General features: G+C 61.5%; 23 protein-coding genes and 1 tRNA gene. 15 read left to right on the forward strand and 9 right to left on the reverse strand.

The window, feature by feature from the left end; translation table 11 throughout:
• Positions 1-2: 2 nt before the first annotated feature.
• Positions 3-2,828, forward strand: coding sequence for an insulinase family protein (locus L1073_RS10635; protein WP_246899143.1), 2,826 nt, complete (start codon positions 3-5; stop codon positions 2,826-2,828).
• Between the two features lie 90 nt (positions 2,829-2,918).
• On the opposite strand, the gene sbcB is transcribed toward L1073_RS10635, so the two are convergent.
• The 4 genes from sbcB to minC form a co-directional block, all read right to left on the reverse strand.
• A complete protein-coding gene (gene sbcB / locus L1073_RS10640) occupies positions 2,919-4,406 on the reverse strand; it encodes an exodeoxyribonuclease I (RefSeq protein WP_246899145.1) in 1,488 nt (495 codons plus the stop codon).
• A 56-nt stretch (positions 4,407-4,462) separates the two neighbouring features.
• On the reverse strand, positions 4,463-4,732 hold the full coding sequence (minE, locus tag L1073_RS10645; protein WP_246899147.1) for a cell division topological specificity factor MinE: 270 nt from the start codon (positions 4,730-4,732) through the stop codon (positions 4,463-4,465).
• Positions 4,729-5,547 carry a septum site-determining protein MinD gene (gene minD / locus L1073_RS10650; RefSeq protein WP_246899149.1) on the reverse strand — a complete coding sequence of 273 codons (819 nt, stop codon included), beginning with the start codon at positions 5,545-5,547 and terminating at the stop codon, positions 4,729-4,731. Before minD ends, minE begins: the two co-directional genes overlap by 4 nt.
• 76 nt (positions 5,548-5,623) lie before the next feature.
• Positions 5,624-6,355 (reverse strand): septum site-determining protein MinC, encoded by a 732-nt coding sequence (gene minC, locus L1073_RS10655; RefSeq protein ID WP_246899151.1) that lies wholly within the window; start codon positions 6,353-6,355, stop codon positions 5,624-5,626.
• A 301-nt stretch (positions 6,356-6,656) separates the two neighbouring features.
• Here minC and L1073_RS10660 point away from each other — a divergent pair, with 301 nt between their 5' ends.
• From L1073_RS10660 to L1073_RS10675, 4 genes are all read left to right on the forward strand, one after another.
• Complete coding sequence (locus tag L1073_RS10660) at positions 6,657-9,419, forward strand: DUF349 domain-containing protein (RefSeq protein ID WP_246899153.1); 2,763 nt, start codon at positions 6,657-6,659, stop codon at positions 9,417-9,419.
• Between the two features lie 232 nt (positions 9,420-9,651).
• Positions 9,652-9,728 (forward strand) — tRNA-Met (locus tag L1073_RS10665).
• Positions 9,729-10,199: 471 nt separating this feature from the next.
• Positions 10,200-10,748, forward strand: a complete 549-nt coding sequence (locus L1073_RS10670; RefSeq protein ID WP_246899156.1) for a class I SAM-dependent methyltransferase — start codon at positions 10,200-10,202, stop codon at positions 10,746-10,748.
• Positions 10,749-10,787: 39 nt separating this feature from the next.
• Entirely contained in the window at positions 10,788-11,282 is a 495-nt protein-coding gene (locus tag L1073_RS10675) for a DUF2062 domain-containing protein (RefSeq protein WP_246899158.1), read from the forward strand.
• A 24-nt stretch (positions 11,283-11,306) separates the two neighbouring features.
• Here the strand turns inward: L1073_RS10675 and L1073_RS10680 are convergent, their stop codons facing one another.
• The gene (locus tag L1073_RS10680) at positions 11,307-12,080 is read right to left on the reverse strand and encodes a DUF3750 domain-containing protein (RefSeq protein WP_246899160.1); all 774 of its coding nucleotides are present in this window, start codon (positions 12,078-12,080) and stop codon (positions 11,307-11,309) included.
• A gap of 173 nt (positions 12,081-12,253) precedes the next feature.
• Between L1073_RS10680 and L1073_RS10685 the strand changes: the two genes are divergently transcribed.
• Complete coding sequence (locus L1073_RS10685; RefSeq protein WP_246899161.1) at positions 12,254-13,198, forward strand: thioredoxin family protein; 945 nt, start codon at positions 12,254-12,256, stop codon at positions 13,196-13,198.
• A 65-nt stretch (positions 13,199-13,263) separates the two neighbouring features.
• Here L1073_RS10685 and L1073_RS10690 read toward each other — a convergent pair whose 3' ends face one another.
• Complete coding sequence (locus tag L1073_RS10690; protein ID WP_246899163.1) at positions 13,264-14,421, reverse strand: MalY/PatB family protein; 1,158 nt, start codon at positions 14,419-14,421, stop codon at positions 13,264-13,266.
• A 37-nt stretch (positions 14,422-14,458) separates the two neighbouring features.
• Here L1073_RS10690 and L1073_RS10695 point away from each other — a divergent pair, with 37 nt between their 5' ends.
• The 6 genes from L1073_RS10695 to L1073_RS10720 all read left to right on the forward strand — a co-directional run bounded on the left by L1073_RS10695 (position 14,459) and on the right by L1073_RS10720 (position 17,963).
• On the forward strand, positions 14,459-14,884 hold the full coding sequence (locus L1073_RS10695) for a hypothetical protein (protein ID WP_246899164.1): 426 nt from the start codon (positions 14,459-14,461) through the stop codon (positions 14,882-14,884).
• A 94-nt stretch (positions 14,885-14,978) separates the two neighbouring features.
• Positions 14,979-15,449 carry a Cys-tRNA(Pro) deacylase gene (gene ybaK, locus L1073_RS10700; RefSeq protein WP_246899166.1) on the forward strand — a complete coding sequence of 157 codons (471 nt, stop codon included), beginning with the start codon at positions 14,979-14,981 and terminating at the stop codon, positions 15,447-15,449.
• Between the two features lie 27 nt (positions 15,450-15,476).
• Entirely contained in the window at positions 15,477-15,791 is a 315-nt protein-coding gene (locus tag L1073_RS10705) for a hypothetical protein (RefSeq protein WP_178999113.1), read from the forward strand.
• Positions 15,775-16,296 carry a DUF501 domain-containing protein gene (locus L1073_RS10710; RefSeq protein ID WP_246899168.1) on the forward strand — a complete coding sequence of 174 codons (522 nt, stop codon included), beginning with the start codon at positions 15,775-15,777 and terminating at the stop codon, positions 16,294-16,296. Before L1073_RS10705 ends, L1073_RS10710 begins: the two co-directional genes overlap by 17 nt.
• 75 nt (positions 16,297-16,371) lie before the next feature.
• Positions 16,372-16,935, forward strand: a complete 564-nt coding sequence (locus tag L1073_RS10715; protein WP_246899187.1) for an LOG family protein — start codon at positions 16,372-16,374, stop codon at positions 16,933-16,935.
• 56 nt (positions 16,936-16,991) lie between these two features.
• Positions 16,992-17,963, forward strand: coding sequence for an NAD(P)H-quinone oxidoreductase (locus tag L1073_RS10720; protein ID WP_246899170.1), 972 nt, complete (start codon positions 16,992-16,994; stop codon positions 17,961-17,963).
• A gap of 70 nt (positions 17,964-18,033) precedes the next feature.
• On the opposite strand, the gene L1073_RS10725 is transcribed toward L1073_RS10720, so the two are convergent.
• Positions 18,034-18,531, reverse strand: coding sequence for a hypothetical protein (locus L1073_RS10725; RefSeq protein WP_246899171.1), 498 nt, complete (start codon positions 18,529-18,531; stop codon positions 18,034-18,036).
• Positions 18,532-18,660: 129 nt separating this feature from the next.
• On the reverse strand, positions 18,661-19,170 hold the full coding sequence (locus tag L1073_RS10730) for a tetratricopeptide repeat protein (RefSeq protein ID WP_246899173.1): 510 nt from the start codon (positions 19,168-19,170) through the stop codon (positions 18,661-18,663).
• 262 nt (positions 19,171-19,432) lie between these two features.
• On the opposite strand from L1073_RS10730, the gene L1073_RS10735 reads away from it, so the two are divergent.
• The 3 genes from L1073_RS10735 to L1073_RS10745 all read left to right on the forward strand — a co-directional run bounded on the left by L1073_RS10735 (position 19,433) and on the right by L1073_RS10745 (position 22,300).
• Complete coding sequence (locus L1073_RS10735; protein ID WP_246899175.1) at positions 19,433-20,464, forward strand: NADP(H)-dependent aldo-keto reductase; 1,032 nt, start codon at positions 19,433-19,435, stop codon at positions 20,462-20,464.
• A 108-nt stretch (positions 20,465-20,572) separates the two neighbouring features.
• A complete protein-coding gene (yaaA, locus tag L1073_RS10740; RefSeq protein ID WP_246899177.1) occupies positions 20,573-21,361 on the forward strand; it encodes a peroxide stress protein YaaA in 789 nt (262 codons plus the stop codon).
• Positions 21,362-21,478: 117 nt separating this feature from the next.
• A complete protein-coding gene (locus L1073_RS10745) occupies positions 21,479-22,300 on the forward strand; it encodes a Tim44 domain-containing protein (RefSeq protein WP_246899178.1) in 822 nt (273 codons plus the stop codon).
• A 109-nt stretch (positions 22,301-22,409) separates the two neighbouring features.
• On the opposite strand, the gene L1073_RS10750 is transcribed toward L1073_RS10745, so the two are convergent.
• Positions 22,410-22,610: a hypothetical protein gene (locus L1073_RS10750; protein WP_343322496.1), complete on the reverse strand. Its 201-nt coding sequence runs from the start codon at positions 22,608-22,610 to the stop codon at positions 22,410-22,412.
• Positions 22,611-22,704: the final 94 nt, after the last annotated feature.

A 22,704-nucleotide genomic window follows, 5' to 3' on the forward strand; every position in this document is an offset into this window, starting at 1 on the left:
CCGTGTTTTCGTCCCCTTCCCTTGCAGCCCGCTGGCTGCTCGGCGCGCTCATCGTTCTCGTCGCCGGTTACCAGACGGCGCGCGCCAGCGACCCGGTCGCCGAGGTCGTCGAGCCAACCGTCAGCCCCAACGATACCCGCGACTACCGCGCTCTGACGCTCGACAACGGCCTCGAGGTCTTGCTGGTCAGCGATCCGCAGGCCGACAAGGCCGCCGCCGCCATGAACGTGGATGTGGGTAGCGCAGACGATCCCGACGCCACCCCCGGCTTGGCGCACTTCCTCGAACACATGCTGTTCCTGGGCACTGACCGCTACCCGGAAGCCGACGCCTACCAGAATTTCATTTCCGCCCACGGCGGCGATCACAACGCCTTTACCGCCGCGCGGGATACCAACTACTTCTTCGACATCGAGCCCCAGGCACTGCCCGAAGCCCTGGAGCGCTTCAGCCGCTTCTTCATTGCGCCGCGCTTCAACGCCGAGTACGTCGACCGCGAGCGCAACGCCGTCAACTCGGAGTACCAGGCACGCCTGCGCGACGATAGCCGGCGTCTTCAAGAGGCCATCAATCAGGCACTCAACCCCGAACACCCCATGACCCGTTTCTCGGTGGGTAGCCTGGACACACTCAAGGACAACGATACCTCATCGCTTCGCGAGCGGCTGGTCGCTTTCTACAAGGCGCACTACGGCACCAACGTCATGCACCTGACGGTCATCGGCCCCCAGTCGCTCGACGACCTGGAAGCCATGCTGCGCGACCGTTTCGCCGAGGTGCCCGAGCGTCATTTATCGCCCAGCGAGATCGATACGCCACTGGTCACCGACGAAGAGCTGCCCGCTCGCCTGCAGGTCAAGAGTCTGTCGCAGGACAAGCAGGTGCGCTTCCTGTTCCCGATTCCCGATCCGCAAGGCGACTATCGCACCAAGCCGGCCGACTATCTCGCCAACCTGTTGGGCCACGAAGGCGAAGGCAGTCTACTCGCGGCATTGCGGCACAAGGGATGGGCCGATGGCCTCTCGGCGGGTACCATGAACGGCGATGGCCAGCATGCATTCTTCACCGTCTCGGTCAGCCTCACGCCGGAAGGCGCACAACATATCGATCGCATCCAGGCTAGCCTGTTCGATCAGATAGCGCGCATTCGCGAAGACGGGCTACAGGCATGGCGCTACGACGAGCAAGCGCGTCTCAACGAACAAGAGTTCCGTTTTCAGCAACCGGGCGAACCCATCGATCAGGCCAGTCGGCTGGCCATGAACCTGGCCGATTATCCGCTCGAGGATGTGCAATACGCGCCGTACCGAATGGACGGCTTCGATGCCGCACGTATTCAAGACTATCTTGCCGACATGACCCCGTCGCACTTGTTGCGCGTCTACAGCGGCCCGGACGTCGACGGCGATGACACCTCGCCCTACTTCGAGGCGCCCTACACGCTGACGCGACTCGCGGACTGGCCGGAGACCGCACCGCTCGATAACCTCGGTCTGCCTCCACACAACCCCTTTATCGCCCGCGATCTGGAGGTTCACGAGGCGAGTGGCGATGAACCGCAGGCCGTCGTCGAAGCCCCTAGCGTCGAGCTCTGGCACCTCGCTAACGATCGCTTCGGGACACCGCGCGTAGAGTGGCGCTTCAGCCTGCAGAACCCCGACGCCTCCGACAGCGCCAGCAATGCCGCCTTGACGCGCCTGCTCGCCGGCTGGGTCACCGACAGCCTCAATGAGCGCTTCTATCCGGCACGCCTGGCCGGGCAATCCTTCGATGCCTACGCCCACGCACGCGGCATCACGCTCACCTTCTCGGGCTGGCGCGATCGTCAAGCGCGTCTGATGGAGGACGTCGTCGAACGCCTCAAGCAAGGTGATATCAGCGAAGAAAGCTTCTCGCGCGTCAAGTACCGGCTCTCGCAGCAATGGCAGAACGCCCCCCAGGCGCCGCTGCATCAACAGATGTACCGCACGCTCAGCGAGTCGCTGTTGCACCCTCAGTGGACGACGTCCTCGATGCTCGAGGCGCTGGATACGCTCAGCGTCGACGACCTGCGCGACTATCGCAACGCCTTCCTCGGGGATCTTTATCTGCAAGCCATGGCGGTGGGCAACCTGGATGCCGACCTGGCACGCCGTGAGGGCTTGCAAGTGGCCAATGCGCTGACGCCTCGGCTCGAGGCCTCGGACATTCCCGCCCTGTCGCCGCTGGCAATTCCCGAGACTCCACCGACCCTGCATCCGCACAGTACCCGCAACGACGCCGCTGTATTGCGCTACCTGCAAGGCCCGGACCGCAGCCTCGACAGCCAGGCACGTCTCGCCGTGCTCGGCAAGATGCTCGAGTCGCCGTTCTACAACCAGTTGCGCACCGAGGAGCAACTCGGCTATATAGTCACGGCCGGCTATTCGCCCGTGCTCGATGCGCCTGGCCTGGCGATGCTGGTGCAGTCCCCGGACACCCCTAGCAAGCGCATCGCCGCACGCATGGAAGCCTTCCTGGAGGACTTCGACACACGCCTACAGGCACTCGACGATAGCGAGCTGACGCCTTATCGCGACGCGGTCAGCAGCCGCCTGAGGGAGCGCGACAACAGCCTGGGCGGGCTGACCAACCGCCTCTGGCAGACGCTGGCCTACGCCGAGCCAGACTTCTCACGGCGCGAGAAACTGGCGGATCGCGTCGATGCCATGGATGCCTCGGCAATCCGGCAAGCGTGGCGCACGCTACGCCACACACAGCCGCTCACGGTGAGTTACGACGCGCATACTCAGCCCAGCGATGTCATGGGGCTGACGCGTGACTTCCGACCACTCCCCGCCAACGACTGAACGCACTCGCCAGCGGCAGCGGTAGCCAGCATGCAAAACGCCCGGGCACATGGCCCGGGCGTTTCGTCTGTCGTCAGTACATGTCGCGGGTCAGTCGAACGCCTGAGGCGGCATCATCGCTTCGACGTGCATGACCAGTTCTTCGAGCACCTGGCGTTGTTCGTCATCCAGCGAGACCTGGTTGAGCCGTTCGATCTCGCGCGCGAACCCCGTCAGCGTCAGGCCCGACACCTCGGCGTCGTTCATGCGCGCCCAACGGTAGGCTTCCCACTGCGCTTGTTCGTCGCCACTCAAGGTATCGGGATAATTGCGTGCCCGCAGACGGAACAGCATTTCCTCCAGGCGCGGATCCTGAAAGGCGAAACGCGCATCGGCCAGATCCCAGGGCGCCATTTCGTGGGCGCGCTGCATCTCACGACGATCCGCCGGCGAGAAAAAGCCTCCCGAATACAGCATCAAGTCCGGGTCGTTGGACGGCGCTCCGGGGCCGTCGGCGAAGACCTCGGCAGACTTGGCCGCCACGTCCGGCGCGGCCTGAAGCTGCTTCCAGTGCCCCCGACAGGCCTCCATGTCCAGCCCCAGCCGGGCCACGATGTCACCATATTCGCCCTGATGGGGACCACTGGTGTCCTTGAGCGAGGTCGCCGGCATGATCACCGGGCTCTTGTTGATTTGGATCACCTTGAGCGGAATACGCGCCTCGCCCTCCGCCAGTTCATCGGCACTGGCGAATACCCGCTCGCGAATCTGTGCGGCGCTCAGTGACAGCAGCGGCGTCGGGTCCACCGACAAGTCATAGACGATCACCCCATTGGGGTTGCTCGGATGCTCAGCCAGCGGCACCACCAGGGCGCTGCAGCCTCGGCTGGCGGGATAGCGCCGCGAGACGTGGAGCATCGGCTTGCGCGCCTGGATATCCAGCATCTTGGCAACCGTACGCTTGTCGCGCAGCTTGAGCAGATACTCGAACAGTTGCGGATTGCGCGACTTGAGCAAGCGCGCCAGCTCAATGGTCGCCCGCACGTCGGACAGTGCGTCGTGGGCCCCGGCGTGCTCGATGCCGTTGGCGGCAGTCAAATCCTCGAGACGAAAGCTCGGCGCCCCGTCATCGCGCGTCGGCCACTCGATGCCTTCCGGACGCAGGGCGTGGTAAGTACGTACCACATCGATCAAATCCCAGCGCGAGTTGCCGTTTTGCCACTCGCGGGAATACGGGTCGATGAAGTTACGATAGAAGAGATGACGGCTCACCTCATCGTCGAAGCGCAGCGTGTTGTAGCCCAGCGAACAGGTACCAGGGACACTCATTTCGGCGTGAATGCGTGCAGCGAACTCGATCTCGGCAAGGCCTCGACGGCGCGCGGCTTGTGGGGTGATGCCGGTGATCAGGCAGGCCTGGGGATGCGGCAGGAAATCATCCGCCGGCTTGCAATAGAACGTCAGCGGCTCGCCGATCGGGTTGAAATCGAGATCGGTGCGGATCGCGGCGAACTGCGCGGGGCGATCGCGCCGAGGATCGGCACCGAAAGTTTCATAATCATGCCAAAGAAAGGTCGGTTCGCTCTTGCCCTGCGCCATGGCCGCAGTCTCCCCACTGCCAAAAGCGATCAGCCTAGCACACCCTGCCCATCGACTCAGCCTGGGCGTCCCTGCTCATCGCGTGGCAAGGTGACGTTGAGCTCGAGTATCGAGCAGTCATTGTCGCTATCCAGATTGATGTTGATCGCATCCTGGTCGACCTGTACGTAACGCCTGATCACCTCGAGCAGCTCTTGCTGCAGCATCGGCATGTAGTCAGGCTGGTCGCGCTCACCACGCTGGTGCGCCACAATGATCTGCAGACGCTCCTTGGCAACCGACGCCGACTTCTTGCGTTCACGCTTGAGAAATTCGAGTAATTTCATCGGCGACCTCCTCCGAACATGCGGGAGAGCAGTCCCTTCTTCTGGTACTCATGAAAACGTAGCGGTACGTCTTCGCCGAGCAGGCGCGAAACGGTATCCGCATAGGCTTGGCCGGCGTCGCTGTCCATGTCGTGCACCACCGGCACGCCCTGGTTCGAGGCACGCAGCACCGCTTCCGACTCGGGGATCAACCCCACCAGATTGATGGCCAGGATCTCGCGCACGTCCTCGAGCGTCAGCATGTCGCCCGACGTCACCCGGCTGGGGTCGTAACGCGTGATCAGCAAGTGTTCCCGGACCGGCGGCTCGCTACGCTCGGCACGACGTGTCTTCGACGCCAGCAACCCGAGAATGCGATCTGAATCGCGTACCGACGATACTTCGGGATTGGTCACCACGATGGCTTCGTCAGCGAAATACATCGCCAGCTGCGCGCCATGCTCGATGCCCGCCGGTGAATCGCAGACGATGAAATCGTACTCCCGAGACAGGGTGTCGAGCACTTTCTCCACACCCTCGGCAGTCAACGCCTCTTTATCGCGTGTCTGCGAAGCCGGCAGGATATGCAGATTTTCGGTCCGCTTGTCACGGATCAGCGCCTGATTGAGACCGGCCTCTCCCTGGATGACGTTGATCAGGTCGTACACCACGCGTCGCTCACACCCCATGACCAAATCGAGGTTACGCAAGCCCACGTCGAAATCGATCACCACGGTCTTGTTGCCACGCAACGCCAATCCCGTGGCGATGGCCGCAGCGCTGGTCGTCTTGCCAACTCCGCCCTTGCCGGAGGTCACTACAATGATCTTGGCCAAGATGAGCTTCCTGTTGCTATTGAGTCGTTCGTACTAGCCATCCACATTGGCGCGACATGGCGCCCTGACATACCGACTAGCCGAGCGATGAAATGTTCAATTGGTCATCGCGCAGCTGAACCTGTACAGGCTGGTTCAGCAAACGCGGGTCGATATCTTCCAGGCGCTTGTAATTGCCGGCCAGCGACAACAGCTCGGCATGCAACTCCTTACAGAAGATGCCCGCCTGGCGGTCCCCGTGAATGCCACCCAACGCGCGGCCACGCAATGGGCCATAAACGTGTACGCTGCCCGCTGCAAGGACCTCGGCACCCGGATTGACCGCACCGACCACGACCAGATCGCCCTCGGGTGCAGTGACCTGCTGGCCCGAGCGCACTGTACCACGATAGATGCGTCCTACCGCCGGTTCAGGTGATGCCTCGACTTCAGGTTGCGGTTCGTCGGCAGCGAGCGGAGCTTCTTCCACTGCACGCGGACGCGCTTCTTGCGGCGGGAACCAGCCCAGCCCCAATGCCCAGGCGGATTGCTTCACCGGGTCAGTGCCGCCACGCACGGCCACCGGCAGAAGCTTGTGGGCGCGGCACACGGCGCAAATACGTTCCAATGCCAGGTGCGGTTCATCGAGCTGCTCGACGCTGAGCACCACCGGCGTATGTTGAAAAAACGCCGGCGACTGACTCACCTTGCCGGCCAACTGGGCTCGTATCTGCTCGGGGTCGGCGCTCGTCAGCTCCATGACCGTCATGGGCAGCATGCCACCCTTGAAGGTGAACGCCGATGCTACCCGATCCATGTTGAGGCTCATGGCCGCACTCCAAAGCTGATGACTGATGTATAAAGGTAAAGCTAAGCGAGGGTCGTGATGGCTGCAACTGATGATAAGACCAGCATACCGACTTTGTCAGGTGTCTCCACGAACCGACGCCCTTGCCATCGTCGCCTTTTCCCGGTACCGGCTCGCGTGCTTTGATACGCTATGGCACACACGACACTCAATCATGTGGCGCTTTTTGCTAATATCGTGGCCGACGTGAGACGACAGGAGCGCTGTCTTAGCGTTATCGCCACGCATTTAATACGCCAAGAACAGGGATGCATGCCGGGTCATGTCTGGATTCTTCCGCCGTTTTTTTGCACCACGCTGGCAACATCGCGACCCTAGCGTCCGTCATGCTGCCATTGCGCAACTCGATATTCACAAGTCGGCCGACCGCCACGCTCTCGAGCGCCTAGCGCACGATGAGAATGCCAGCGTGCGGCGTGAAGCCCTCACTCAGTTCGAGGATCCCTCGACACTGCTAAAATGGCTCGGCCCGTATGACAGCCCCGAGTTGCGGGTCCGTCTCACGCAATTATTGTCCGGCAGCGCACCGGGGGCACCGCCCTTGAAGCAACGCCTCGACTTGCTCGATACACTGGACGATCACGACCTGCTCGTGCAACTCGTCGAGACGGGTGACAACCAGGAGCTACGCCTGGCCGCACTGGGCAAGCTCGATGACGAGGCAACGCTGATCCAGCAGGCGCGCGACAACGGCATTGCCGTGGTTCGCCACGCCGCCACCGAACGCGTATCGAGCACCGCAGGGCTGCAACGCCTGGCACGCGAGGCGCGTCGCGACAAGGTCGTCACGCGCAAGGCCCGCGAGCGCCTGCAACGCCAGCGCGCCGATGCCGCCGAAACTCAGGCCCAACAGGCCGCTCGACAACGCCTTCTGGAAGCTCTCGAAGCGCATGCCCTGCATGCCTGGGAGCCACTCTATGGCGCGCGTTATCGCCATCTCGTCCGCGAGTGGGAAGCACTGACCGACACCCCCAGCGACGACCAGGAGCGGCGCTTTCAGGAAGCCAGCCAGCGCTGCCGCAAGACGCTCTCCGATCATGACACCGAAGGGCACGCCCAGCACCAGGCGATACAACGCCATGACGAGGCGGCACGCACCCGCGAGGCGCTCGTCGAAGCACTCGAGGATGCCGTCGCGAGTCTCAAGCAAGCCTCGCAACTGACCCATCAGGATATCGACAGCCTGCGCGCCCAACAGCGCCTGCATGGTGAACGCTGGCTGGCCCTTTCCGATCACTATCCGCCGGAAGAGGACATCCAGACACGCTATGCCGAGGCACAGGCCGCTTGCCAGCACATCGGCGACGCTTGGGACCGTGCCTCGACGCAGGCCCAGGCACTCGAGGCCGCCTTGCGCGACGACCATGCCGCCATCGACGACTGCCTGGCACGTATCGACTGGCCGCACGATCTGCCACCCACGCCGCTGATTCACGAAGCCCGGCAATGTCGCCACACCGAGAAAACCGCTGCGACCACGCCCGTCGATCTCTCGGCGCTGCGCGCTGACCTCGACAAGCTCGAAAGTCAGATCGATCACGGCACTCTGAAGACCGCTAGCCGTCTACACCGGCAACTGCGCCAACGTACCGACGCCTTACCCAGCGCCTCACGCGGCGACCTGGAAACCCGCCTCAAGCGTCTCGGTGCGCGGCTGGCGGAGTTACGCGATTGGCGCGGCTTCGTCGCTGGCCCCAAGCGCACGCAACTCATCGAAAGCATCGAAGCCCTGGCAGAGGACAATGAATCCCCCGATGCCGAGCGTGATCGTCGTCATCGTCAACTGGTCCAGGAATGGGCCGCGTTGGGCGATGCCGCCGCCACGGCCGAGCTTTCGCAGCGTTTCCGCAGCGCATCGCAGCGTATTCACACGGCCCTCCACGACTGGTACCAACAGCGCGATGCCGAACGCACCCGTAACCTCGAAGCGCGCGAAGCACTGTGCGAACAGCTCGAGGAGCTCATCGAGCAACCGAATGCCCAGGCTGACCCGGACGTGCTGCGCCAGATTCGTGACCGCGCACGTGAGCAATGGCAGCAATTCTCGCCCGTCCCGCGCGAGCGCGCCAAGCCGCTCGGCCAACGCTTCGGCCACATCCGCCATGAACTGCAGGCGTTGATCGACCGCCGGGCCAATGAAATCGGCGAAGCCAAACGCGGCTTGATCGCCGAGGCCGAAGCGCTGATGGAAGCCGACATGCCCTCCTCGCAACGTACAGAGGCCGCCAAGGCGCTCCAGTCCCGCTGGCGGGAGCTGGGGCGTGCCGCCAAGGGCGAGGAGCAGATGCTGTGGCGCCATTTCAGGGGGCTTTGCGATCGTATCTTCGCCGCCCGCGAAGCCGAACGGGAAAATCGGGCCCAAAAGGCCCAGGCTCGTCTGGACAGCATGCAGGCCCTGATCGACCGCTTCGATGCCTGGCAACCCCAACGTGCCGACGACAGCGAGACACTGGAGAGTGCCGTGCGCGACGCCGAGGCCTTGGAACCCTTGCCTGGCGGCCGTCGCAGCGAAGGCATGCGCCGCCGCTGGCAAGGGATCGTACGTGCCCGTCGCGAGCGCCTTGCGCAACTCGTCCTCGCCGAGCAAGCCGAGCGCTGGACACGCCTGCGCCCCTTGCTCGACGCCCACGTCGATGCGGATGACGCATCCTTGCGCGACGGCCAAACGGCGGATATCGCGCTGCCCGAGGGCATGCCTCAGGACCTACGCGATGCCCATGCGGCACGTAACGCCGCTCGACGAGAGGGCGACAGCGAAACGGCGAATCACGAACTGAGCCGGCTGGTGGTTCAAGTAGCACTGCTCGCTGACGAGCCAGTAGCCGCGCAGGAGGAACCACTACGCCTGGAGGTGCAAGTCGCGCGGCTCAATAATAGCCTGGGACAGGCACCGCAACCCGACCAGGAACTGGCCGATGTGTTGCGGCAATTGCTGGAAACCGGGCCCATCGCATCCGATGTATGGGCTGCTCGGGTCACGCGCTTCGATGCCTTGTTCGACGTTATCGCCCAGCGTGCCGCCTGAGGACACACGCAACGAGCGCCCCGCCGACATGTTCCGGCGGGGGCTGTTTGCGTGCTCATGTTCATCCCCCTGTGATGTCGTTATGTGGCGCACCCAGTGGGAAGGCGCCACGTTGACTCGCTTCCTTGGCTTCCAGCCTTTCTTCAGTATTATCGAGTTTTGAGCTTGCTGCACGTCCGATGGATCAGTTATTGACTCAGGTCGTAAAAAATGTAGAATACGCCACAGTTGATGCGGGGTGGAGCAGCTTGGTAGCTCGTCGGGCTCATAACCCGAAGGTCATCGGTTCAAATCCGATCCCCGCTACCAAACAGATGAAAAAGCGGTGTCCTTACGGACACCGCTTTTTTTGTTTGTGCATTCCTTTTGTTTGTGCACTCCGAACCTGCGCGCCTCGCTTAGCGTCGCCAAGCCTGACAGTCGCCGCTCGATCCCGAGGTCGCCGCGTACCTTCGTGCATCGATCCGCCAGGCCAATCAGATGATGCCTACGGCCAGAAGTCTCTGCTTACACTTCCCATGATCGTGCTACCGTACAGGCCGTTCATGATTCATTCATGCTGCTTCTGGTATACTGATGCTACAAAAATAGATGATTTCTGTAGGCATGAACACACTGCCCGAAGCCGTGACGCTGGTCATCGGTCCACTATTATCGGCTATATACATTACCGCCAGCGTTCCGCTCGACGCTAACCGCAGAAAAACGCAAGGTTAGTGCCATCTCAACATATTGACAATGCTAATTGATGAAACGTTTGCATTATGCGGAGTGACCATCATGTCGCAAGCACTGATATTCTTGAAACGATTCATTCAGTCGCCCCAGACCATTGGCAGCATTGCGCCCAGCTCACCTGCTCTCGTCAATGCAATGCTGATGAACATTCACTGGGACGACGTCGGCACGATAGCAGAGCTGGGGGCTGGAACCGGCGTTATCACGTCCCAGATCGATCACCTACGCTCCTTAGAATCGCAATTTCTATGTTTCGAAAGCGACTCGGATATGCACGCGAGTCTTTATAAAAACTTTCCTGACATAACGTTGGAGAGAGACGCATTCTGCTTGAGAGAGTCTCTAAAAAATCAAAATCTCTCTGGCGTTGACTGTGTAATATCTGGACTACCACTGGTAAATTTTACTCAGGAAGAACGGCACCAGCTTCTATCCGAGATTCACGATCTACTAAATCCCGGCGGCGTATTTGTTGCCTTCCAGTACACCCGACAACTACAAGCCTTTTTAATATCCACTTACAACCAGATTGAACGTCAGTATATCTGGGCTAATATACCCCCAGCCTTTGTGTTCGTTTGCAGAAAATAACCGTCTGAATACGCACAGAATTTTCCGCCGGAGCGAACTGTGAAAAATTCGGTCAAAAGGGCTCAGAAATGGTACCGCAACAAGCTCAGGAAGTGGCTACGACAAAACCCCAAGGCGCTGAAATCATTACGCCGTTTCCGCTGCTTTGATAGCGATAAAAAGTCACTCGCGCGGGGCCTAGCTATTGGTCTTTTTTTTGGATTGACACCCACAGTCGGATTTCAGACCCCCCTAGTATTGCCGTCCTGCCTACTACTGCGCGCCAACTTCCCGATAGCCTTTATGGCCACTTGGGTCAGCAATCCGCTGACGGTCGCTCCCCTGTATTTCGCGTTCAACCGGGTGGGAGAATCGATGATCGGTCAGACGGTGATGTCGGAAAACACCACAGCCACTCACCCTTGGCTCAGCCTGTTCGCGGACGCAAGCCTGCAGATGACCATTGGCAGTCTAGCGTTTGCGTTGCCGGCAGCGGGTGCAGGCTACTTGCTGATAATGTGCCTGGGACCCATAAGGCAAAGCCCGAACACGTGACCTGATAAATAGCCGAAATTATCATCACTCTCGCGTGTGTTCGGATGACGCCATTCCCAGGCGCCCGATCCCCGGCAGCTTGAGCGCCGGCCGCGTAAGATCGACGCCCAGCGTCAGACCCAGCAGTTGCCACTCGATACCTTCGTCATAGGCGACGGTAAGTCCCAGCACACCACCCAGGGAGACTTGATAACCGGTCCCGCTCGGCGCCTCGGCGACGAAGGTATCCAGCAGGTAATCCTTACCCACGGCAGCCGGCGGAAAATCGACACGCAATCCCGACACCCGACGTACCACCCAAGCCACGAAGGTATTGCTATTGGGACCCGGCCACACGCGGTAGCGATCGGTCATCGGATACGCCGCCACGGCCTCATGAATCTCGGGAATCGCACGCTCGGCCGCATCGCCACGCAACTCGGTCAGCAAGGTAGGCGCGCTTCCATACCAGGCACGGTCGGGCGCGTCGGGACGCGAGGAGACCGTAGGCCGCTGCCAACCGAGAACCTGATGGACTTGGTAATGCGTCGCGCCGGCCGGCTTGGTAGCGATCCAGGTATGCACGCCGAAGGCTCCTCGCCAGTCGAAGGCGCGGGCCGCATACACTTGCACTAACGCTTCGGGATGCGTGCTCGGTGCCGGCGCTAGCCCCACCGAAGAGCGGTCCGCCTGGGACCAGACGCCTCCCAGGTCGATGCGCTGACTCGCCAGCATGTAGGCCGGGCCAGCCAACAGCAGGGCCAGCACGATGACTAAGCTCATCATCAGCCATAGGCTTTTCTTGATCGCTCGATGCATGCAACTGCCTCCAGGTTTCGTGATGTGATCGTCTCATGCCATCACATGCCGGCGCTGGGGACTTGAATCCGCGCCCCGCGGCCCGCATAACGAGAGACAGTTCAATAGCGTCTTCACGCTTCACGTTCACACGATACTATCGATCCACACGCTACTATCGAAAGGCCATTGCCATGCCGATCATCGACCCGCGTACCGGCGAACCCCTCACGTCGCCTCAAGACGGGAACACCAACGCTTCCCAAGCCAATGCCGGCACTCAGGATGCTTCTCAGTACATCGTCGATGTCGACATATCCAACTTCCAGCAAGTCGTGCTCGAAGGTTCGATGCAGGGGCCGGTGTTGCTCGACAGCTGGGCGTCCTGGTGCGAGCCGTGCAAGAACCTCATGCCGGTGCTTGAGAAGCTGGCGCGCGAATACGGTGGTGCCTTCACCCTGGCCAAGCTGAACATCGAGGACAATCAGGAAATCGCCACGCAACTTGGTATCCGCTCGGTGCCCGACGTCAAGCTGATCGTACAGGGCCAGCTCTACGATCAGTTCCAGGGCGCGCTACCCGAGTCGCAGATCCGCGAATGGTTGTCGCAGTACCTCAAGGCGCCCGAGGCCGCCGAGGCCACCCCCGAGGAAAAAGCCCAGCAGGCCCTAGAAGCGGGTGATGCTGCCACAGCGCGCGGTATCTACGAAACGCTGGTCAAGGAATGGCCTGAGCACTACGACTATCAAATCGAACTCGCCGGCGCGCTCGTCGCGGAAGGCAATGCGGCGGATGCCCGAGCACTGCTCGACAATCTGCCCCCGGAACATCGCGACACGCCCAAGGCACGTGGCGTCCGCGCGCGCCTGGAATTTGGCGAGGAAGCCCCCAGTGCCGAGGAAGTGGCCGCGCTGGGCGAGCGCGACGATAGCGAGGCGCAATTCAAACGCGCCCTGCGGCAAGTCGCCGATGGCCAGTATGAGGCCGGCCTGGATGGCTTGATGGCGCTGATGAAGGCTGATCGCGCCTATGGCGACGATATAGCCCGCACAACCCTGCTGCGCGTCTTCGACGCCCTCGGCGCCGACCATCCTCTGACAGTCGCCTACCGCCGCAAGATGTTCGCGCTGCTCTACTAACTGCTATCTACGCGGGATGCCTCGCGCCGGGCATCCCGCGCTCCTCGGGTCATCCTCAGGCACGGCTATCCGCCAGGGCAAAGCCGTGCATCGAGTCTTTCCAGCGCCTGTTCGAGCAGATGGGTGGGCGTGCCGAAATTCAACCGCACGAATCCCGGGCATCCGAAGTCGGCCCCATCGGACAACGCAACGCGTGTCGAGTCCAACAAGGTTTGCTGCGGCGATTCACCAAGCCCCGCCTCGCGCATGTCGAGCCATGCCAGGTAGGTCGCTTCAGGCGCCGCCATGTCGACACCGGGCCACCGCGCTACATGGTCGCGCAATCGCTGCAGATTGGTATTGAGCGTCGCCAGCAATTCGCGGCGCCAGGCTTCACCGTGCGCATAGGCCGCCTGGGAAGCGGTCAGCCCCAGGACATTGACCTCGGGCAACAATCCCGCCGCCGCCTCGCGGAAACGCCGCCGCAACTCAGGGTTGGGAATCACCGCGCAGGCACTCGACAGCCCAGCGATATTGAAGGTCTTGGAAGGAGCCCAGAGGGTAATCGTGCGCTGAGCCAGCGCCAGCGATAAAGACGCCAACGGACGATGCCGGCGCGTCGCGTCGAGTATCAGGTCGCAATGCAATTCATCGGATACGATCAACAGGTCGTGACGCTCGGCGAGCTCGCCCAGGGCGTGCAATTCATGCTCGTCCCAGACACGTCCTGTGGGATTGTGCGGATGGCACCACAACAACAGACGCGTCTGCGGCGTGATCGCCGCTTCCAGCGCCTCGAGATCGAGCCGCCAGGGGTCGCCCGGCGTCTCGGGCTCAGCCAGCATCACGTGCTCGGCGATGCGCCCGCTGCGCTCGGCCACGCGCAGGAAAGGCGGATAGATCGGCGTCGCGGTCATCACCGCCTGGTCCGGGCTGCAGAAGGTCTGCGCGGCCAGATGCAGGGCCGGCACCACGCCGGGGATCCAGACCTGCCAGTCAGGCTCGATCGACCAGCCGTAGTGATCGGCACTCCACGCGCACAGCGTCTCGCGCAGCGTATCGGTCAACCTGCCATAGCCGAAGACACCGTGGGAGACGCGCTCCTCAAGCGCCGAGACGACCGCCGGGGGCGACACGAAATCCATGTCCGCGACCCATAGAGGCAGGACATCGTCGGCATAACGCTGCCATTTCTGTGAAGGATACTGTCGCCGATCCAGCGGCGTGGCAAAATCGTATGGCATGCTAAGACTCATCGACGCGAACGGAAGACTCTCGAACATGCCTGAAACCTCGTTCTATGCCAAGGCCATGCGGGGCACACCACGCCTGGTGAGACGCTGGCTGATGCTGGGCCAAGCCGCCCCCGACCGGCTGGCGATGATTCTCGCCGACACCTCGCGCCTGGCCGGGCTCGGTGAGCCTGAAAGCGAGCCCGATGGGCGCTGTCTACGCGAATGGAGCGGGGAGCGCCAACCACCGCTGTGGGCGGCACGCACCGCCGTTTTCCTGCTGGTACAGATGCCGGCCCACCCCACGCCCGACGACGACGAGGAAGCCTGCGCCTGGGCCTACTGCTGGCTACGTAACCGCGAATTCGATTCGCTGGAAGCCGCCCACGATGCCCTGCCGGACCACCTACGCGACCCTCTCGCCGCGGCCCTGGACGCCGCCTGGGTCGACCAGGGCGCCTTGCGTCTTATCTGAGACGAGGAGCAGACTTGACCACATGCCAACAGCGGTCGATGCTGATTAATTCACGAAGCGCCTATTTCAATGGCGACGAGGAGCCCACTCCCGCATGACGCCCGCCATTCGCCTTCTTGAGCGCAACGCCATCCCGCACGAGGTGCTGCAATATACGCACGATCCCAAGGTTGCCGCCTACGGCGAGGAGGCCGTGACGGCGCTGGGGCTAACGCCGGAGAGCGTGTTCAAGACCTTGCTCGCGCAACTCGATGATGGACGTCTCGTCATCGCTCTGGTGCCCGTCATGGCCACGCTCGACCTCAAAGGGCTCGCCAAGGCCGCCGGGGCGCGTAAGGCCAAGATGGCCGACCCCACCCTGGCCGAGCGCACCACGGGCTATGTCGTGGGCGGCATCAGCCCACTAGGACAGCGCAAACGCCTGCCCACCTTCGTGGACGACAGCGCCCGCGCCTTGTCGTCGCTCCATGTCAGTGGCGGTCGGCGCGGTCTGGAAATATGCCTGGCGCCCACGGCATTGATCGCCCTGCTCGAGGCGACCACGGCCCCGCTGGCGCGGACATGAAGCACCTTCGATGGCGGGGAGGTTCGCATGGCGATTCGCTACGACCTATGGCTCACGCCCGACGACAAACCCCGCCACCGCAGGGTCGAGAAGGCGCTGGAGCGCTTCTTCGTGGCACGCTTCGCCGACTATCCTCACCTGCGGTTGCCCGGCGCTGACCCCTACGATTATGATGCTCCCTTCAACCGCCTGTATGACGCCTTGCTCGCACGAGCACGCGACTACTGCGAGCGTGAATGGCACTACGTGCCGACGCCCGCGCAGCTCAATACGGCATTCTTCCGGGCCGTGGCCCACTCGCCGAAATTCGTACTGGACCCCCGCGATGGTGATTCGTCCTGAAAAGGCGCCCGACGAGCGTCAACTGGCCCTCATTACTCAACAACTAGGGCGCGCGCCGCGTGGCATCCAGACCGTGGCTGCGGCCACGCAAGACGGCACACCGCTGGTGCTGCGCATGCATGCCATCGTCGATGACAAACCGTTCCCGACGCATTTCTGGCTGTGCTCCGATCACTTGAAGATCGCCATCTCGCGCATCGAGGCCCAAGGCGTTATCAAGGCCCTCGAGTCACGCCTCCAGGAAGAGGCCGACTTCATGGCCGCGTATCGGCGTAGCCACGAGGATTACGTGGCCCAACGCTGGCAGACCATGAGCGACGCGGAACGCGAGATCGTCGACCGCCAAGGCTATCGCGATCTTTTCACGCGGCGCGGCATCGGTGGCATCGCCAACTGGGATCAGGTGCGCTGCCTGCATATGCAATACGCCCATCATCTATGCGGCGACAATGCCATCGGCCGCTGGATGGATGCCGAATACGATGTGCTTGCCTGTCTGCGCTAGCGTTCTATGGCACTTGGCCGATCATCGCGCAAGACACGGAGGTCGAGACAAATCTACCGATCTGATAAGGGGGAAATCGTGCGCATCTGTATTTATATGGGATCGCGTGAAGGACGCGATGCCGGCTTTCGTCAGGCCGCCGAGACGCTAGGTCGAAGCATTGCGCAGCGCGGCTGGGGAATGGTCTACGGTGGCGCCCGCGTCGGCCTGATGGGGGCCGTGGCCGATGCCGCACTGCGTGAAGGCGGCGAGGTCATCGGCGTCATTCCCCATCACCTGGTCGAGCGCGAAATGGCGCACGAAGGGCTGACGCACCTGCTGCGTGTCGACGATATGCATGCGCGCAAGGCGGCTATGGCCGAGTACGCCGATGCCTTCATCGCCCTGCCCGGCGGCATCGGCACCCTGGAAGAGCTTTTCGAGACCTGGACCTGGCAATACCTGGGGCTTCATGACAAGCCTATCGGCGTACTCGACGTCAATGGCTTCTATCGCCCATTATTGACGTTTCTGGATCACACCGTCGCGCACGGCTTTCTCAATCCCGAGACACGCGCGAGACTCGTCGACGCCGTCGACCCCGAGCACTTGCTCGATCGCTTGATGGCAGCACAACACGCACCCCCGACGACCTCGTGAGCGCAAGCGTCACCGACGCCGTGCAATGTGACCCCAGCTTCAAGGAGGAACACTCGATGTACGCTATCGCCATCCATGACCAGACGCTGGTCTGGCAAGCCCACGACGCGCCGCGCGACATTGCCGCTGACGAGGTGCGCATCGATGTCGCCTGGGCGGGAATGAACCGCGCCGACGTGATGCAACGCGCGGGGCAATACCCGCCGCCGCCCGGCGAAAGCGATATCCCGGGGCTCGAAGTCAGCGGCACCATCGCCGAAGTAGGCCACAACGTGGAGCGCTTCAAGCCCGGCGACAAGGTGTGCGCCCTGCTGGCCGGCGGTGGCTACGCCGAGCAGGTGGTGGTCGCCGAGGCTCAGGTCCTGCCGATTCCCTCGGGGTTGGGCCTGCGCGACGCCGCCGCGCTGCCGGAAGTTTTCGCCACCGCGTGGCTCAACCTGTACATGGAAGGTGCCGCCAAGCAGGGTGAGCGCATCGTGCTGCATGCCGGGGCCAGCGGTGTGGGAACGGCCGCCATACAGCTATGCCGCGTCTTCGGCAACCCGTGCTTCGTGACCGTCGGCAGTCAAGAAAAGCTGGATGCCTGCAAGCGACTCGGTGCCGATGCAGGCTGGAACCGACACGAAGGCAGCTTCGTCACGCCGATCAAGGACTGGGGTAGCGCGGACATGATTCTCGACCCGGTGGGCGGCGACTATATCGCCCAGGATCTACAGGTGCTCAATCCCGACGGGCGGGTAGTATTGATCGGTTTGATGGGAGGGCGCGACGCCCAGATCGATCTCGGCCTCATGCTGATGAAGCGCCAGCGGGTCATTGGCTCGACGCTGCGTTCACGTTCCCCTCGCGCCAAGGGCGCCATCCTCGATGCACTGCACGCCCATGTCTGGCCCAAGCTGGCCAGTGGCGACATCAAGCCGCTGATCGACACGGCATGGCCGATTCAAGATGCCGATACCGCGATGCAGCACATGATCGACAATGCCAACACAGGCAAGGTGCTGTTGAGCGTCAGTGGAGAAGGATAACGACGCCAGGCAAGGTCGTTATGGAACGCGGATGACTGGAAACCGATCTAGAGGGCCTTGCAAAGGCTCTCTAGTCGAGCCCTGCGGCATCATGTGTGCGCTGATAGGTCAACTGCAACAGGCGTGCATCATCACCGGCGCGGTGACGCTGAATGCCTCGCTCGCGGATGATGACCTCCTTCATCGCCCCCCACCGTTCGAGTTGCGATTCATCCAGCAGGCGACGCAATGCCTCGAGGCGAAAGCGCGGCAGCATGCCTGCGTGGTGGAACAATAGCGACAGCCAGGTATTGTCGTATCCCCAACTATCGCTATAGGCGATGCCGTCGGCCGAGAGTTCATCGTTGAGCCAGCGCGCGACTTCGATGACAGGATAGCCCTCGCGGTGCAGTCGGCCACGCGAAATGCCATGCAACAGTTCGGCTTTGGGATCCCAGTGGGTCCACTCTTCCAACGGTTGGATAAGGAAGGCGCAGGTACTGCCATCGGCCCGCGCGATACCCACCTCTATCGGATAGCTGCCACGCCCGAAACCGGACGCTTCGATATCGAGCAGTATCGGCAACACGTGGCGGCATTCCTCTTCAAAGCGATATCACGAACGGGGCATCGCCTACGATGCCCCCAGGGCCACACCACTCAGACTACGTGAACTAGGAACACGATGCGAGTCCCACGGCACTACTCTCAGTGCATCTCAGTGCGTCAGTGACGCAATCGGCTCGCCGGCTTCGCTGCGTTGCGCGCGTTCGGCAAGCGCCGCCCATTGCGCGGCACGCCGGGAATCGACGGGGAGCCCCAGGTGGGCATGACGGTAAGCCTCGGCCATACGCTCTGCAGCCAGGCCATGACCAGCTTCGGCGGCACGCGCATACCATGTCACCGCTTTTTCTTCGCGGCGTGCGTACTGTGCACAGCCAAACTCGTAAATACGACCCGCCTGGTACTGCGCATGTACATCGCCCGCGTAGGCGGCCTGAAAAACGTAACGCGCGCCCTTGGCCTTATCCTGCGGAGAATTGCCACGATGAAACAACATATGGCCATAGAACGAAAGCGCGGCGGTGTGGCCAGCTTCAGCACAGCGCTGAAAAAGTCGCATCGTCAAACGATGCTTGCCGGGAGAGCGTGTCATCCAGCGGGCATGTAACAGTTGGGCTGCGAGACGGTATTCGAGCCGAATCCGCAGAGAGGATGCCTGTTGCATAACCATCGACCCTGAAGTCGTCGTGACCGAGAAAGGTACGTAAACGATTGCGTCGGCTCGAGCTCTCCCTGCACGCGCCAACACCCCGGATAAAATCATTGCCGCCGTTGCCTGACATACCGCTTGGTGCCCTTATCCCCGGCAACGGGGCGCCAAGCATACGCCTACCCTCAGACGGACTCAACCCCCGTTTGCCGCCCGTACGCGGCACCGCTACCATGCCGTTTCAATCCCTTTTTCGATACCCGCGCGGAGCTCCCAGATGCAGACACGCCCCCTCGGTCAGACCGGCATTAACGTCAGCCGCTTGTGCCTAGGCACAATGACATTCGGTGAACAGAACACCGAAGCCGACGCCCATGCACAACTCGATCGAGCCACTGCCGCAGGCATCAACTTCATCGATACCGCCGAGATGTATCCTGTCCCACCCAAGGGCGAGACCCAGGGACTCACCGAGGCCTATATCGGCAGTTGGCTCAAGGCGCGCGGCAAACGCGATGACTTGGTCATCGCCACCAAGGCGGCTGGCCCTGGCCTCGAGCATATACGCGGCGGCCCGCGTTTGACCCCTGAGCATTTGCAGCGTGCCGTCGACGACAGCCTGGCGCGCCTTAACACCGACTACATCGATCTTTACCAGCTCCACTGGCCCGACCGTAGCGCCAATTTCTTCGGTAAGCTGGGCTATCAGCATGACGAAGACGAAGATGCCACGCCGTTAGCGGAAACACTCATGGCTCTCAAGGAGCTCGTCGATGCAGGCAAGATTCGCGCCATCGGGCTATCCAACGAGACCCCGTGGGGTGTGATGCAAAGCCTACGCCTCGCCGACTCACTGGGAGTGCCGCGTGTAGCCAGCGTGCAGAACCCCTATAACCTGCTCAATCGCAGCTTCGAGGTCGGGCTCGCCGAGATCGCCCATCGCGAAGACGTCGGTCTGCTGGCCTACTCGCCCTTGGCCTTCGGCGCGCTCACCGGCAAATACCTCGATGGTGCCCGCCCGCCTCAGGGACGCTTGACCTTGTTCGAACGCTTCAAGCGCTATACGTCCGACCTGGCCGAGGAGGCGATCGGCGCCTACGTCGGGATCGCACGTGAACATGGTCTGGACCCCGCCCAGATGGCGCTAGCCTACGTCAATTCACGCTCGTTTTTGACCAGCAACATCATCGGCGCGACCACGCTCGAGCAGCTCGACGCCAACCTGGCCAGCGAGGATCTAACGCTGGACGCTAGCGTGCTCGAAGCCATCGAGGCCGTGCATCGCCAACATCCCAACCCCTGCCCCTGACACCGTTGGCGTGCCTATTACCCCGATAGGCACGCCATCATCGGAGCGCTGTGGCGCGCTTGTTATACTGACGATTGAAACTTTCGATCCCGAACGCGAGGACTGCGCATGCTGAGCGTCATTTCACCGGCCAAGACGCTGGATTTCGAGACACCGCCAACGACTGCGACATACACCCAACCGGCGTATCTTGAGCAAAGCGCCGAGTTGATCGAGATCCTGCGCGATTATTCTCCTCAACGACTTTCCGAGTTGATGAGCATCAGTGACAAGCTGGCAGGACTCAATGCCGCGCGGTTTGCCGAATGGGCAACGCCGTTCTCGCCGGAGAATGCCAAACCCGCCGCGCAAACCTTCCAAGGCGACGTTTATATAGGGCTGGATGCCCCCTCGTTCAGTGAGCAGGACAACCAGGAGGCTCAGCACCGTCTGCGCATTCTCTCGGGGCTATATGGACTGCTGCGCCCACTCGATTTGATTCAGCCTTATCGCCTGGAAATGGGGACCAAGCTGGTCAACCCAGCGGGCAAGGATCTCTACGCCTTCTGGCGAGAGCGACTCACCCGAGATCTTTCCCGAGCCGTGGAAGAAAGCGGCTCGCCGGTGCTGGTCAATCTCGCTTCCAACGAGTACTTCAAAGCCATTGATGCCAAACGCTTGACGTGCCGTGTCATCACGCCGGTCTTCAAGGATGAGAAGAACGGTCAATTCAAGATCATCAGCTTTTATGCCAAGAAAGCCCGGGGCTTGATGGCCGCCTGGATGATTCGCCAGCGTGTCGACGACCCCGAAGAATTGAAACGCTTCGACGTTGGCGGCTACCAATTCAATAGCAGCCTGTCGGACGGCGATAGCTGGGTTTTTACACGCCGCGAAAGCGAGACAGCCACTTCCTGAGAGTTTGCATGGCCGGCGTTGAGCCGGCCCGCTTCCGGCCAGATATCTTCAACGTTGAAACCCGGCTAGAATCGAGAATCCATTTTCGGATCCTTCTCATTCTGCTGGAGAACGTGCATGCGCAATATCTTCGTGATGCTCCTGGTCGGCTTGCTCGGCTTTGGCCTTGGCATCGATCACGCCGAAGCCAAACGGCTCGGTGGCGGCAAGAGTTTTGGCAGTTATTCGCGCTCCGCAGATAGCTCCGCCTCGACGGCCGGTCGTAATACTGCGACGACGTCTCAGCGTCAACCCGGTGCAGGGCTTTCGCGTTGGGCAGGCCCATTCGCCGGTTTGCTTGCCGGCGGCTTGTTGGCCTCCTTGTTCTTCGGCGGTGCCTTCGATGGCCTCCGCTTTTTCGACATCCTGTTGGTCGCCCTCGTCGCCTGGCTGGCCTTCCGCTTCTTGAGAGCACGTCGCGCCGCAACCGCTAGTGGGCCACAGCAAAACGAGCGTCAATCCCATACTCAGCAGGACACGCCGCCCTTTTCCAATGCCGGCAGCACGGCCACAGGCAGCGTTGGTTCGACACCCGAATGGTTCGACAAGGAGCGCTTTCTCGGCGGCGCCAAGGAACATTTCATGACCTTGCAACGCGCCTGGGATAATAACGATCTGGCTCAGGTTCAGGAATACGTCACTCCAGCACTTTACAACTTGCTACGTGAAGAGCGCGCTCAGCAGCCCGCGAATAACCGCACAGAGATCATACGTCTTTTTGCCGAGCTGGGGGACATCAGAGAAATCGGACAGCAAGCCGAAGCCAGCGTCCTTTTTCACGGCATCCTCGATGAAAACGACGAGCAAACCGAGTTCAATGAGACCTGGCATCTGATTCGCGACTTACGTGATGGGGCGCCTTGGTATGTGCAGGGTATCGAGCAGAATCCCAGCGTCTGATATTAACGAACAGGTGTCACACTGGTAGCGCCTTACCCTATAAGCAACATGCAAAAGGCCGGGCAAATTGTCCGGCCTTTCAGGAATTTCAAGCGATCAACGCAGAGCCTCAGTCCTGTGCGTCCTCGGCTGCATCTTGAATATCCTCACCCGCTTCTTCCATGCTATCGCCAGCATCCTCCATGGCGTTATCCACGGACTCTCCAGCCTCTTCTGCGGGACCTTCATCGTCGCACGCCACGACACCAACTGCCGTCATGCCAATGATCAGTACCAAGGCCATTTTCCGAAGCCATTCACTACGCAGCATACTATTCTCCTTAATCGTTACGTACTCCATGTACGACACTCACTTAAGCACAGGGTATAACAACAGGCAAATAGCACGACGCCACGCAAAACCA

This window comes from Chromohalobacter nigrandesensis (assembly GCF_023061285.1).
In the GTDB taxonomy this organism is placed as follows: domain Bacteria; phylum Pseudomonadota; class Gammaproteobacteria; order Pseudomonadales; family Halomonadaceae; genus Chromohalobacter; species Chromohalobacter nigrandesensis.

Bases quoted from the DNA above. Each gene is read 5' to 3' on its own strand.
- sbcB (WP_246899145.1), bottom strand. From the start codon at position 4,406: ATGGCGCAGGGCAAGAGCGAACCGACCTTTCTTTGGCATGATTATGAA.
- minE (WP_246899147.1), bottom strand. From the start codon at position 4,732: ATGAAATTACTCGAATTTCTCAAGCGTGAACGCAAGAAGTCGGCGTCG.
- minC (WP_246899151.1), bottom strand. From the start codon at position 6,355: ATGAGCCTCAACATGGATCGGGTAGCATCGGCGTTCACCTTCAAGGGT.
- L1073_RS10660 (WP_246899153.1), top strand. From the start codon at position 6,657: ATGTCTGGATTCTTCCGCCGTTTTTTTGCACCACGCTGGCAACATCGC.
- L1073_RS10670 (WP_246899156.1), top strand. From the start codon at position 10,200: ATGTCGCAAGCACTGATATTCTTGAAACGATTCATTCAGTCGCCCCAG.
- L1073_RS10680 (WP_246899160.1), bottom strand. From the start codon at position 12,080: ATGCATCGAGCGATCAAGAAAAGCCTATGGCTGATGATGAGCTTAGTC.
- L1073_RS10685 (WP_246899161.1), top strand. From the start codon at position 12,254: ATGCCGATCATCGACCCGCGTACCGGCGAACCCCTCACGTCGCCTCAA.
- L1073_RS10690 (WP_246899163.1), bottom strand. From the start codon at position 14,421: ATGCCATACGATTTTGCCACGCCGCTGGATCGGCGACAGTATCCTTCA.
- L1073_RS10695 (WP_246899164.1), top strand. From the start codon at position 14,459: ATGCCTGAAACCTCGTTCTATGCCAAGGCCATGCGGGGCACACCACGC.
- ybaK (WP_246899166.1), top strand. From the start codon at position 14,979: ATGACGCCCGCCATTCGCCTTCTTGAGCGCAACGCCATCCCGCACGAG.
- L1073_RS10705 (WP_178999113.1), top strand. From the start codon at position 15,477: ATGGCGATTCGCTACGACCTATGGCTCACGCCCGACGACAAACCCCGC.
- L1073_RS10710 (WP_246899168.1), top strand. From the start codon at position 15,775: ATGGTGATTCGTCCTGAAAAGGCGCCCGACGAGCGTCAACTGGCCCTC.
- L1073_RS10720 (WP_246899170.1), top strand. From the start codon at position 16,992: ATGTACGCTATCGCCATCCATGACCAGACGCTGGTCTGGCAAGCCCAC.
- L1073_RS10730 (WP_246899173.1), bottom strand. From the start codon at position 19,170: ATGCAACAGGCATCCTCTCTGCGGATTCGGCTCGAATACCGTCTCGCA.
- L1073_RS10735 (WP_246899175.1), top strand. From the start codon at position 19,433: ATGCAGACACGCCCCCTCGGTCAGACCGGCATTAACGTCAGCCGCTTG.
- yaaA (WP_246899177.1), top strand. From the start codon at position 20,573: ATGCTGAGCGTCATTTCACCGGCCAAGACGCTGGATTTCGAGACACCG.
- L1073_RS10745 (WP_246899178.1), top strand. From the start codon at position 21,479: ATGCGCAATATCTTCGTGATGCTCCTGGTCGGCTTGCTCGGCTTTGGC.
- L1073_RS10750 (WP_343322496.1), bottom strand. From the start codon at position 22,610: ATGCTGCGTAGTGAATGGCTTCGGAAAATGGCCTTGGTACTGATCATT.